The sequence below is a fragment of the Paenibacillus sp. FSL H7-0918 genome (genome assembly GCF_038007025.1).
Classification (GTDB): domain Bacteria; phylum Bacillota; class Bacilli; order Paenibacillales; family Paenibacillaceae; genus Paenibacillus_AQ; species Paenibacillus_AQ odorifer.
The window spans coordinates 360,466-372,140 of sequence record NZ_JBBOWJ010000001.1; the positions used below are offsets into that span (position 1 = coordinate 360,466).

Annotated in this window: 11 protein-coding genes; all 11 read right to left on the bottom strand. The window is 43.7% G+C overall.

Translation table 11 applies throughout. From position 1 onward, the window contains the following. Window positions 1–23: 23 nt before the first annotated feature. From MHI15_RS01710 to MHI15_RS01760, 11 genes are read right to left on the bottom strand one after another with little or no spacing between them, the layout of a single operon-like run. Window positions 24–2,099: a chemotaxis protein CheA gene (locus MHI15_RS01710; protein WP_076127821.1), complete on the bottom strand. Its 2,076-nt coding sequence runs from the start codon at window positions 2,097–2,099 to the stop codon at window positions 24–26. Between the two features lie 34 nt (window positions 2,100–2,133). Continuing rightward, entirely contained in the window at window positions 2,134–3,465 is a 1,332-nt protein-coding gene (locus tag MHI15_RS01715; RefSeq protein WP_076127819.1) for a protein-glutamate methylesterase/protein-glutamine glutaminase, read from the bottom strand. A gap of 33 nt (window positions 3,466–3,498) precedes the next feature. Continuing rightward, window positions 3,499–4,380 carry a MinD/ParA family protein gene (locus tag MHI15_RS01720; RefSeq protein WP_076182658.1) on the bottom strand — a complete coding sequence of 294 codons (882 nt, stop codon included), beginning with the start codon at window positions 4,378–4,380 and terminating at the stop codon, window positions 3,499–3,501. Continuing rightward, on the bottom strand, window positions 4,377–5,762 hold the full coding sequence (gene flhF, locus MHI15_RS01725) for a flagellar biosynthesis protein FlhF (RefSeq protein WP_076304474.1): 1,386 nt from the start codon (window positions 5,760–5,762) through the stop codon (window positions 4,377–4,379). Before flhF ends, MHI15_RS01720 begins: the two co-directional genes overlap by 4 nt. Then, on the bottom strand, window positions 5,759–7,792 hold the full coding sequence (gene flhA / locus MHI15_RS01730) for a flagellar biosynthesis protein FlhA (RefSeq protein WP_341164067.1): 2,034 nt from the start codon (window positions 7,790–7,792) through the stop codon (window positions 5,759–5,761). The genes flhF and flhA overlap by 4 nt, the downstream gene beginning before the upstream one ends. Before the next feature lie 17 nt (window positions 7,793–7,809). After that, window positions 7,810–8,904: a flagellar biosynthesis protein FlhB gene (gene flhB, locus MHI15_RS01735; RefSeq protein ID WP_248548838.1), complete on the bottom strand. Its 1,095-nt coding sequence runs from the start codon at window positions 8,902–8,904 to the stop codon at window positions 7,810–7,812. A 22-nt stretch (window positions 8,905–8,926) separates the two neighbouring features. Further along, a complete protein-coding gene (gene fliR, locus MHI15_RS01740; RefSeq protein WP_076220245.1) occupies window positions 8,927–9,712 on the bottom strand; it encodes a flagellar biosynthetic protein FliR in 786 nt (261 codons plus the stop codon). Window positions 9,713–9,721: 9 nt separating this feature from the next. Then, on the bottom strand, window positions 9,722–9,991 hold the full coding sequence (gene fliQ, locus MHI15_RS01745; RefSeq protein ID WP_076220246.1) for a flagellar biosynthesis protein FliQ: 270 nt from the start codon (window positions 9,989–9,991) through the stop codon (window positions 9,722–9,724). 21 nt (window positions 9,992–10,012) lie between these two features. Beyond that, window positions 10,013–10,774, bottom strand: a complete 762-nt coding sequence (fliP, locus tag MHI15_RS01750; RefSeq protein ID WP_076220247.1) for a flagellar type III secretion system pore protein FliP — start codon at window positions 10,772–10,774, stop codon at window positions 10,013–10,015. Further along, window positions 10,771–11,295, bottom strand: coding sequence for a flagellar biosynthetic protein FliO (locus MHI15_RS01755; protein ID WP_036688521.1), 525 nt, complete (start codon window positions 11,293–11,295; stop codon window positions 10,771–10,773). The genes fliP and MHI15_RS01755 overlap by 4 nt, the downstream gene beginning before the upstream one ends. Before the next feature lie 9 nt (window positions 11,296–11,304). Further along, window positions 11,305–11,670, bottom strand: coding sequence for a response regulator (locus tag MHI15_RS01760; RefSeq protein WP_076127811.1), 366 nt, complete (start codon window positions 11,668–11,670; stop codon window positions 11,305–11,307). Window positions 11,671–11,675: the final 5 nt, after the last annotated feature.

The following is an 11,675-nucleotide window of genomic DNA, read 5'->3' on the forward strand; positions in this document are numbered from 1 at the left end:
TGAACCTCCCTGTTCTATCCTAGTTATTTAATAAAAGCGTTCGGATCAATAATAAGTGCTACTTGGCCATCACCAAGAATGGTTGCGCCAGATATTCCTTGTACATCAGGCAAATATTTACCCAGATTCTTAATCACAACCTCGTTCTGGCCAATAAAATCCTGTACTGCTAAGGCAACTAATCTTTCTCCCTTGCGCACCACTACGATTTCTGTTTCTTCTTCGGTACTCTCATCATAATCTGGTACTGAAAAGAGACGACTTAGCGAAACCAGAGGAATATGCGAATCACGGAATTCTACCATTTTATTGCCATGGATTGTACGGATCTGAGATTGCTTCACGATTCCGGTTTCCACTATAGAGGTCAAAGGAATGGCATACTTCTCGGAACCTAATCGGATAAGCATTGCAGCAATGATTGATAGAGTTAAAGGCAGCTGCACTGAGAAATTTGTTCCTTTACCTGGAGCAGAATAAATCGTTACATTGCCGCCTAAAGAAGAAATCTTAGATTTCACTACATCCAGCCCTACCCCGCGGCCTGAAACATCAGAAATGACCTCTGCTGTACTGAAGCCTGGGGCAAATAACAACTGAAAAGCTTCATCGTCCGACATACTGGCTGCCTGCTCTTGTGTTATAACACCCTTCTTCACAGCAGATTTCAGAACCTTCTCTGGATAAATCCCTGTTCCATCTTCTTCGATCTCAATGAAGACGTGATTACCACTGTGGAAAGCCCGCAAATAGACCGTTCCGGTCTCAGGCTTACCAGCAGCAACACGATCCGCAATGGATTCGATACCATGGTCAACTGCATTACGCAATAAATGCACCAGCGGATCCCCGATTTCGTCAATGACCGTTCGGTCCAGCTCAGTTTCTGCTCCTGTGATGATAAGATCTACTTTTTTGTCTAGTGACTTGGCTAGATCACGAATCATACGTGGGAATCGGTTAAATACTGTATCTACTGGAACCATCCGCAGCTTCATTACAATATTCTGGAGATCTCCGCTTACCCGGCCCATATGCTCAACCGTTTCTGTAAGATCACCATTTTGAACCTCAGAAGCCAGCTGTTCCAATCGGACACGGTCGATAAGAAGTTCACTGAATAAATTCATCAACACGTCCAAACGTTCAATATCTACACGAATGGTACGTGATGGTGCCCCACCTGTTTTGTGAGCTGCCGGTTTGTTCCCTTCTTCTTTGGTTGGCAGGGGTTTAGCGGCAGAAGCCGCAGGTGCAGCTGCTGCTGGAGCCTCAGTAGTCGTGGCAGCCACTTCAGAGGCTGCTGCTGCTGTTTCTTGACCCAGCTGTTGCAGAGAGTCTTGATCCAATGCTACTGCCGATACCTTATCAATCTCAGACAGATTTAGTATCATAGCCTGAATTTGATCAGCACTTTTTTGAGTTATGTAATAGAGAGAGAAGCTTTGATCAAATTTCTCTTGTTCAATATCCTGAACGGATGGGAAGGATTTAACCACTTCACCTGAACGCTCCAAAAGATCAAACACCATATATGCACGTACTGCCTTAAGCTGACAATCCTTGCGAATGGTTACGTCCACATATAATACTTGATGTCCTTCTTGAATCGACTGTTCTAGAACAGAAAATTGAAACTCATCTAAATGAATCGGGGTTTCAACCGCTTGTGCAGCAGGTCCTGAGACAGAAGCTGCCTCACCACCCGCAACAGGAATCTCTCCCCGGACTATAGCCTGTAAGGAGGAGACGATAGACGAAACATCCGCTTTACCCTCGCCTCCTCCCGTAATATCCTCAACCATAGACTCCAAGGCATCCAAACTTTTGAACAACGTATCAAAAATGAAATCCTGCATGCGCAGTTTGTTGTTGCGTACCAAATCAAGAACATTTTCCATTTGGTGTGTGAGTGAAGCCAAATCTTCAAAGCCCATAGTTGCTGCCATACCTTTTAAGGTATGCGCAGAGCGGAATATTACCTGTACAATACTAATGTCCTCAGGATTCGCTTCCAGCCCCATCATGCTCTCGTTCAATGACTGCAGATGATCGTTCGACTCATCAATAAACATGGATAAATATTGGTTCATGTCCATCAGTGAGCACCTCCCCTTTGAGTTCGCTTTTCTGTTATTTAACAGCTTGCACCAGCCTTGGAGCAATTTCTTGCAAAGGCAGTACGTGCTGGACGCACTGTAATTCCACCGCAGATCGCGGCATTCCATATACGACACAAGTTTCTTCGCTTTCAGCAAAGGTTGAGGTTACCCCAGAGTCGTATAAGGATTTCATCATTCTTGCCCCATCACTACCCATCCCTGTCATTAGTAACAAATGACGTTCTAACGATGTGAGCGGCAGCAATGATTCAAATAAAACATCCACAGAAGGTCGATGGCCATTACGTGCCTCCTCCTTTGTGAGTACAACCGCATATTGCCCTCTAGAGGATGGGACAACTTGTAAATGATAGCCTCCAGGTGCTATATAAGCAGTTCCTTTTTGCAATATCATCCCCTGCTCAGCTTCAATCACTTCTAGCGGGCTGAAGGTATTCAGTCGCTGGGCTAGTGATTTGGTAAAGTTAGGCGGCATATGCTGCACAATAACAATAGGCGCTGGAAAATCCGCAGGAATCTTCTCCAGAAATACCTTTAGAGCACGTGGTCCACCTGTAGAGCATCCCACGGCAACCAACTTTTGCAGATCATTACTCCCATACTTCCGGACCTGAGGATTTGCAGGAGCGTCAGAAGACACTTCCACTTTAGGTTTAGGCAACGGTTTTGGTGGGGTAGCGTTATTCTCTACTCTTGACCTTGCATTACTCTTTTCTGATAAAGGTGGTGGAGTAGAGATTAATGGTTTTGCTGCTCTTTTAGGAACAGTATGATCTAACGGCTGCTTCACCCGCGGTTTTTTGGTCACTTCATTTTTGAGTGAAGCTTTAGGTTCTACCTTGGGTTTGCCGGGCATCACTCTCGGTACAGTTGGCGGTGCGACTTCTACTGGCGGTATGTCTGGCAACTTAAATGCAGAAGCACGTGCTTCGCGCTGCTCCCGGGCCATCATAGCCTCTTTCATTTGTTCCCTTAAGGATTCTCCCACTCCCATGATATCCTGAGAGTTGGTAATCGAAGGTTTACGAATAAAGTCAAAAGCGCCCCATTCCAGTGCAAGAATGGTTTCCTTCATGCCCTCTTCATTGATCCCTGACAGCATAATCACTGGCAGAGGGTCTGAGGCCATTATTATTTTCAGCGCTTCCAGGCCGTTCATTTCTGGCATTTCTACATCCATAGTAACCAGATCTGGACGAAGCTCATTGATTTTTTCGATAGCCTCACGACCGTTTTTTGCTGTTGCCGTCACCTGAAAGTCAGCGTCATTTTCAATTAAATCGGAAATGATCTTGCGCATAAATGCCGAATCATCAACAACCAATACTTTATATGGCTTCATATCATTTCCACCTCTGTCCCAAATTCAGAACAACTATTTACTTCGCTTTAACCATTTATGGATAAAGCCTTTAATCCCTTGGACTTTTGTGGTCTTTTTAGAATCAATGGTCAAATAACTTAGGGCAAGCCGATGTATATCCTTTGCAGCAATACTGTTTGGAAAAGCCAATGTGAAAGGCGTTTGCCTTTTGACAGCCTGCACTACATGGGCATCTGAGCTTATATGACCAAGATAAGAAATATCTAATTGCAAAAAACGACTGGCGGCCATTCGGATCTTGTCGCTTGTCGCTATAGCTTCCCTTTCATCACCTGCCTGGTTCACAATCAATTTAAAGGAAGTCTCAGGATAGGTACGATTCACAACCTTCATTAATGCGTATGCATCTGTGATAGCTGTTGGTTCTGGTGTAGTAACGACTAAGCAATCGTCGGCAGAAGTTATAAACTTCATCGTTTCCTTAGATAATCCAGCACCTGTATCGAACAAAATATAATCCATGCTGTCCGCGATAAGTGCTATCTGATTTGTGAAATAATCAAGATCAGACTCTGAAAGAGTAAATAGCTCATCCATTCCAGAGCCACCTGCTATAAAAGGGAGCGAATTCGGACCGTATTGAATAATCTGCTCGATATCCGCTTCTCTTTTTAACAAATGATAAAGATTATATCTCGCCGATACGCCCATCAACACATCTATATTAGCCATGCCGATATCTGCATCGAACAGCAAAACCCGTTTGCCCATAGCCTTTAAAGTTAGAGCGAAGTTAAGTGTAAAATTCGACTTACCAACGCCCCCTTTACCACTACACACCGTAATGATCCTGGCGGATGATCCCCCTCTTACAGCTACTTTAGAATCCTGACTGGATACAAGCTGTCTTAAGGATTGTGCCTGATCCATCATGTTTCACCTGTTCCAAGAAGCAACTCACTAAGCTGTCCTTTGGTAGCCATAAGCAGATCATCAGGTACATTTTGACCATCAGTCATATAAGACAAGGTAAGTGGGAAGTCATTCAGGACATTAAAGAGCGGGCCGTAACTCCCCGTCTCATCCAGCTTTGTGAAAATAACCTTATCCAGTCTATATCTGCCGAAATGCTCTGCAATAAGTTTCATATCACGGCTTTTGGAGGTCAGGCTAAGCACAAGATAGGTTTCACTTCTCAATTCCTTCGCAAGCAAGCTTTGCAGTTCTGCTACTAGCATATCATTGCGATAATTTCGGCCAGCTGTATCCATTAATACTAGATCACAACTCTCCAAGCGAAAGAGTGCTCTTTGCAAATCTCCTGGCGATTGGACAACCTCCAGTGGAACATTGAGGATAGCAGCATAGGTTCGCAACTGTTCAACAGCTGAGATTCTATACGTATCGGAGGTGATAAAACCTACCTTGCGTCCGTGCTTAAATAGCTGTTCTGCCGCAAGCTTAGCTATGGTTGTGGTCTTTCCAACTCCAGTGGGTCCGGCAATATATACAATTTGAGTATCCCGGGCAATTCCATCAGCAATTCGTCCCGTCAGGAAACCATCAATCTGTTCTTTAAGAGATCCCATAAATTTCTCTGGTCCCCAAGTACGCCCTTCATCTACCCAACGTTCCGAGATGTTACTGATCCATTCCTCAACAAGCACAGCATCCATTTCTTGCTCTAATAAAAGATCCCGTAGCTCCTGCAGACTGTCTGGAAGTTCTCTTCCACCTGAGGATTGTCTGGCAATTCGCTCCATCCAGAGCTTCATATCTCTAATCTCACGAAGAACATCATTTTCGAGAGCAGTGGCAACCTCTGGCGATTGTTCTAATCCTAATGATTCATACAACGCTGATACAGAAGGTGCATCTTCCAGATTTAATTCAGGAAGTTTTTGCTCAGGTACTGGCTCCGGATGCTTGGCTATCGATTCTTGTACATTGATAGCTTCCGATAAGGCTGCGGCAATCTCAGCAAACGTCCGTGACTCTTCTGGCTTTTCTAATGAAACAGAAGGTACGGAAGGTATAGAAGATGTAGTGGAAGCAGATGACGCTTTTTGATAAGCCTGTGGTACTGCACTCCGTGGAATGTTCATCGCTGGCGCAGCCGGCTTTTTTGGAACATTATTCTTCTCTGCCTTTTCTACTGCTGCTACAACTTCTATTTTTTTCTTCTTAAATAACCCTAAAAATCCGCCGATTTTGATTTCCTTTGTACTTAAAATGACGGCCTCGCTCCCAAGCTCGTTGCGAATGGAAAGCATGGCGTCAGGCATCGAATCGACCACGTAACGCTTCACTCTCATAAATTCACCACTCCGACGCTTTGTATTTCAATGTTAGGCTCTAGCTCGCTATAAGACAGTACAGGAATGTCCTGCATCGTTCGTTCAATCACCTGCCGCAAATACATACGAATGGTTGGTGATGTGAGCACTATTGGCTGTTGCCCTGTCTGCAGCAATCGATTGATCTGTTCACTTAACCGCTGATAGATCGTTTGTGTCGAAGTTGGATCAAGGGCCAAATAACTTCCCTGTTCAGATTGCTGCACACTCTCGGAAATTTTCTTTTCAAGATTAGGTCCAACCGTGATGACTTTCAGTGTCTCTCCTACTTGTGAGAATTGCTGAGTAATCTGTCTGGACAAGGACTGACGAACATATTCAGTGAGAATATCCGGATCCTTGGTGTATGTCCCATAATCCGCCAATGTCTCAAAAATCGTAACCAAATCTCTGATCGATATCTTCTCACGAAGCAGCTTAGCAAGAACCTTCTGCACATCCCCAATCGCCAATACGGAAGGAATAAGATCGTCGACGAGCACTGGATAATTATCCCTAAGGTTGTCCACCAGCATCTTAGTTTCCTGTCTTCCTATCAGCTCATGTCCATGACGTTTGATTAACTCCGTCAGATGTGTTGCGACAACAGATGGAGGGTCTACTACAGTATAGCCGGACAATTCAGCCCGCTCTTTAACCGATTCATCAATCCATAATGCTGGAAGCCCAAAGGATGGTTCGATGGTCTCAATACCGTTTATAGATTCATCATCATATCCTGGACTCATTGCAAGGTAATGATTAAGTAATAATTCACCACCGCCGACTGTATTTCCTTTAATTTTTATGACATATTCATTCGGTTTTAGTTGAATATTGTCGCGAATGCGAATAATAGGTACTACAAGACCCATTTCTAGGGCACATTGCCGTCGAATCATGATGATACGATCTAACAGATCGCCTCCCTGACCTGTATCCGCCAAAGGAATAAGACCATAACCAAACTCGAATTCAATGGGATCAACTGACAGCAAATTAATGACACTTTCCGGACTTCGTACCTCTTCAATCTGCTTCTCTTCAACAAGTTGCTCTTCGGCAATCTGTTTCTTATTTAAATTTTGTCCCATACGGTAGGCTGCAAAAGCCAGCAATCCGGCCAATGGGAGCGTTGTAATCATATGTATGGGTGTAAAGAGTCCAAGAAAAGCTACCGTAACTGCGACAATATACAACAATTTCGGATAGGACAACAACTGTCCTGTCAGCTCTTCTGCAAGATTACCTTCCGAAGAAGCTCTAGTAACAATCAAGCCGGCTGCTGTCGAAATCAGCAAAGCTGGAATTTGACTGACGAGACCGTCCCCGATGGTTAATACAGAATAAGTGGATAACGCAGTAGCAAAGTCCATCCCGTGAACCATCATACCGATGATAAATCCACCGATGAGGTTGATCAGCAAGATGATAATACTCGCAATCGCGTCTCCTTTAACGAATTTACTCGCACCGTCCATGGCTCCGAAAAAATCCGCTTCGCGTTCTACGTTACGACGACGCTCACGTGCCTGGGTTTCGTTAATCATGCCTGCGTTAAGATCGGCATCAATACTCATTTGCTTACCGGGCATCGCATCCAAGGTAAATCTAGCGCCTACCTCAGCTACGCGCTCTGAACCTTTGGTGATAACAATAAACTGAACTACTACCAAGATCAGAAACACGATAAACCCAACAGCAATTTGTCCGCCAGCGATCCAGCTACCGAAAGTAGATACCACTGAACCGGCATCTCCGTAAGTCAGGATCAGTTTTGTAGTCGAGATGTTAAGTGACAGACGAAACAGTGTGGTTACTAGGAGCAATGAAGGGAAAATTGAAAATTCGAGTGCATTTTTCGTATTCATAGCAACCAGAATGATAATTAATGCGATTGAGATGTTAATAACAAGCAAAACGTCCAATAGCCAGGACGGGATAGGCAGAATCATCATAAGCACGATCCCGATGATGCCTAGCAAAACTGTTAAATCTTTAGCTTTCAATGTCCTAACCCCCCGCCTTATCTCCTCTTACCTTTAAGCTTATATACATATGCCAGCACTTCAGCCACAGCCTGGAACAGATCATTTGGAACGACATCTCCAATCTCTGCCCTTTGGAATAATGCCCGTGCCAGCGGTTTGTTTTCCATAGTCACGACGCCGTGCTCTTTAGCCAGCTCCCGGATGCGAAGTGCTACATAATCCTGCCCTTTTGCTATAATCTGCGGCGCTTCCATCTTGGTACCGTCATATTTAAGCGCAACAGCAAAGTGCGTAGGATTCGTAATGATTACATCCGCATTTGGAACTTCCTGCATCATACGCTGCATGGCCATTCTACGTTGGCGTTCCCTGATCTTACCTTTGATTAGAGGGTCACCCTCCATTTTTTTGTATTCATCCTTGATATCCTGCTTGGACATTTTTAGGCTTTTTTCATGCTCGTATTTCTGATACATGTAGTCCAGAAAAGCCATAGCCAATAGGGCAGCCCCGATTTTCAAACCAAGACTCATCGTCAGCTTGGCCGCAAATTTAAAAATCCCCTCCGCACTGATATGCGACAGGGATGCAAAGTTCTTCTTTTCTCCCCATAAAGTGCTATATACCAGATAAGCGATAATTAGAAGCTTAAATATGGATTTCAGGAACTCGACAAACGAACGCATGGAGAAAATATTTTTGAACCCTTTTATCGGATTAATCTTGCTGAATTTAGGGGTGATCCCCTCTCCTGTGGTCATAAATCCCACCTGCGCCAAATTGCTTACCAGCGCCATAACAAAAACTATTCCAAGTAATGGAGCTAGCAAAATCAGTATTTGTAGTCCATATTGATTAAATAGCAGCGTTATATTCTCAGGAGTAACCTCCAGTGTCATTTGATTCTGAAATACGTCCATATATAGCTTCATGAAACGCTCTTTCATAAAACCACCAAACATCATCAAGCTAACTATTGCTGATAACAATACAACTGCACCGGATAGCTCAGCACTTTTGGCTACTTGACCCTTCTTACGAGCATCTTGCCGTTTCTTCGGGGTTGCTTTTTCCGTCTTTTCACCGGCGAATTGTTGAAGATCCAGTCTATACCGCTTCGTCTTAGGCATAATACGCTCCCCTTACGGTCACCTACGGACTCTTCCCCATGAGACTCAATAAATTCTCCATGGATTCGAACATGATATCGAAGAGATTCTGAAACAGCACAGCCAGACCAGGCATGAGCACTAAAAGCAGTGCAAGACCTATAATGATTTTGAGCGGAACCCCAATAACAAATACATTATATTGCGGAGCCGTTCTCGCCAAGAAAGCAAGGCCAACATCAGTCAGAAACAGCGCAGTTACTAAAGGAGCCGACATTTGAAAAGCGAGTACAAAGGACTGCACAAATGTTCGAACCAGAAACTCTGATAAACTACCGTCAATCATGCCTAGAAATAAATCATTATTCATAGGAACCCATTTATAACTGTACACAATAGCATCTAGCAGATGGTGATGACCATTCATGCTCAGAAACATTAGCAGGGCAATCATATATTTGAAATTACCGATAACAGGTGCAGATGTTCCAGTCATAGGATCAATGACATTAGCAATACCGAAGCCAATCTGAATATCTATAAACGAACCTGCTGTCTGAATCGCCATAAACATCAAATATCCAATGAAACCTAGCAATAAACCTATTAATACCTCTCTGGCAATCAGCAAAATATAACTGAAATCCTGCGGGATTGTAAGTCCTGTTCCGTTAGCACTAAAGACAACCAATGCTACAAAAAAAGAAATGCCAATCTTAAAGGTTGTCGGGACCCCTTGTGAAGAAAATACAGGAACGACAACAAAAAAAGCGGTTATTCGACAAAAAATAAGCAAAAAGACGGGTAAACTTTGCAGTATGGTCTCCATGTTCATTGTTTAACCAATATACATGTAGAGATTACCTAAAATTTGGCTTGTAAAGTCAATCAGCTTCGTGACGATCCACGGACCAAATAGCAATAAAGCCAGTAGCACTGCGACGATTTTGGGAACAAACGCTAGCGTCTGTTCCTGAATCTGTGTCGTAGCCTGAAAAATACTGATTATTAGCCCTACCACCAGACCAAGAATCAGCATGGGTGCGCTGACTTCCAGCACTAAATATACGGCTTGGCTTGCTAGCCCGATTATAAACTCCGTACTCATCCCTCATGCCTCCTCTTTAGGTCAGGTGTTAAAACTAAGAAGTAATGATTTAATGACTAAGTACCAGCCGTCTACCAGTACAAAGAGCATTATTTTAAAAGGTAATGAAATCATAACCGGGGGAAGCATCATCATCCCCATGGCCATCAGTGTGCTCGCCACAACAATATCAATAATCAGGAATGGTATGAAAATTAAGAAGCCCATTGTAAAAGCTTTTTTCAATTCACCAATTGCGAAAGCTGGCACCATCACCGTCAGTGGAATATCACTGTATGTAGCCGGCTTAGTAGATCCGGTATAACCGGTGTATTTCATAAATAACAGAAGATCTTTGGTGTTCGTCTGTTTAAACATAAATTCTTTCATCGGATCAGCAGCTTTATCGAAAGCCTCGGTCTGGGTAATTGTCCCCTTCATATACGGCTGCAACGCGTTTTCATTCACTGTGGCCAGCGTTGGTGACATAATGAACAGGGTCAGAAACAGAGCAAGTCCTACCAGCACCTGGTTCGGAGGCATATTCTGAGTACCCAGCGAGGTTCTCACAAAACCTAATACGATTACAATTCTAGTAAAGCTAGTCATAAGAACCAGAAACGCCGGAGCAATACTCAGAACCGTAACAAGAAGAAGAATTGATATGGAACTGGTACCACTGCTTGAACCTTCATTACCGACCTGAATATTAACATTAGGTATAGGATCAGCATGTATCGGCGTCATCATAACCACACTGATAATACCGAACAGCAGAATAGCAAGAATTAGCTTCTTTTTCATATATTCCTCGACTCATCCTTAGTAACATCATCCCGAAGCAGCTCTTCCATTTTCTCTTTACGCTCTGGTGCAGAACGAAGCTTGGATTGCAAAGTCTCGTAAAAAGATGATGTTTCACTAAGTTCAATTTCCTGAGATGGAACCTCCCCACGCAGCTTTACCTTTACCTTGGCAATAAGCGGTGCGAGGAAATTATTCTGGTTAGAGGACTGATCCTCAAATGCCGCAATGATCAATGCTACCTCATCCGGATCGGTGACTTTATCCAAAATGGATATATTCTCACCAATCCCGATTAAGTAAAGACTGCTTCCCAGTTCGATAACCTGCATCGACTTATTAGGTCCAAGCCCTATTGCACCAAGCGTTCTTATGGAACGGTTGCTCATAAAGGTCTGATTACGTCGTCCAAGAAAACGAATTAGTACCACTATAAGTACAATGATTATCGCCAGGACAATAATAACTTTAAACAAATTCAGCAGGGTGTTACTGCTTCCGAGCGTTTCGGAATATAACATGACTTTATCCTACGCGCCCAACGTTTTGTTAATAGCTTCGATAACCCGGTCAGCTTGGAAAGGCTTCACGATAAAGTCTTTAGCTCCTGCTTGGATTGCATCGATAACCATAGCCTGCTGGCCCATGGCTGAACACATAATAACCTTTGCAGCCGGATCTACTTTTTTGATTTCTTTCAGGGCGGCGATTCCGTCCATCTCAGGCATAGTAATATCCATCGTGATGAGGTCCGGACGCAGTTCCTTGAATTTTTCTATCGCTTGAGAACCGTCCTGAGCTTCGCCCACTACTTCAAATCCGTTTTTCGACAAAATGTCACGGATCATCATTCTCATAAATGCTGCATCGTCCACGATTAGAATTCGGTTAGCCATTTTTA

What these genes read in the sequence shown, in the direction of transcription:
- fliP (WP_076220247.1), bottom strand. Translation starts at nt 10,774, where the DNA reads ATGAAAAAGAAGCTAATTCTTGCTATTCTGCTGTTCGGTATTATCAGT.
- flhF (WP_076304474.1), bottom strand. Translation starts at nt 5,762, where the DNA reads ATGAGAGTGAAGCGTTACGTGGTCGATTCGATGCCTGACGCCATGCTT.
- MHI15_RS01720 (WP_076182658.1), bottom strand. Translation starts at nt 4,380, where the DNA reads ATGATGGATCAGGCACAATCCTTAAGACAGCTTGTATCCAGTCAGGAT.
- flhB (WP_248548838.1), bottom strand. Translation starts at nt 8,904, where the DNA reads ATGCCTAAGACGAAGCGGTATAGACTGGATCTTCAACAATTCGCCGGT.
- MHI15_RS01715 (WP_076127819.1), bottom strand. Translation starts at nt 3,465, where the DNA reads ATGAAGCCATATAAAGTATTGGTTGTTGATGATTCGGCATTTATGCGC.
- fliR (WP_076220245.1), bottom strand. Translation starts at nt 9,712, where the DNA reads ATGGAGACCATACTGCAAAGTTTACCCGTCTTTTTGCTTATTTTTTGT.
- MHI15_RS01755 (WP_036688521.1), bottom strand. Translation starts at nt 11,295, where the DNA reads ATGTTATATTCCGAAACGCTCGGAAGCAGTAACACCCTGCTGAATTTG.
- MHI15_RS01760 (WP_076127811.1), bottom strand. Translation starts at nt 11,670, where the DNA reads ATGGCTAACCGAATTCTAATCGTGGACGATGCAGCATTTATGAGAATG.
- fliQ (WP_076220246.1), bottom strand. Translation starts at nt 9,991, where the DNA reads ATGAGTACGGAGTTTATAATCGGGCTAGCAAGCCAAGCCGTATATTTA.
- MHI15_RS01710 (WP_076127821.1), bottom strand. Translation starts at nt 2,099, where the DNA reads ATGGACATGAACCAATATTTATCCATGTTTATTGATGAGTCGAACGAT.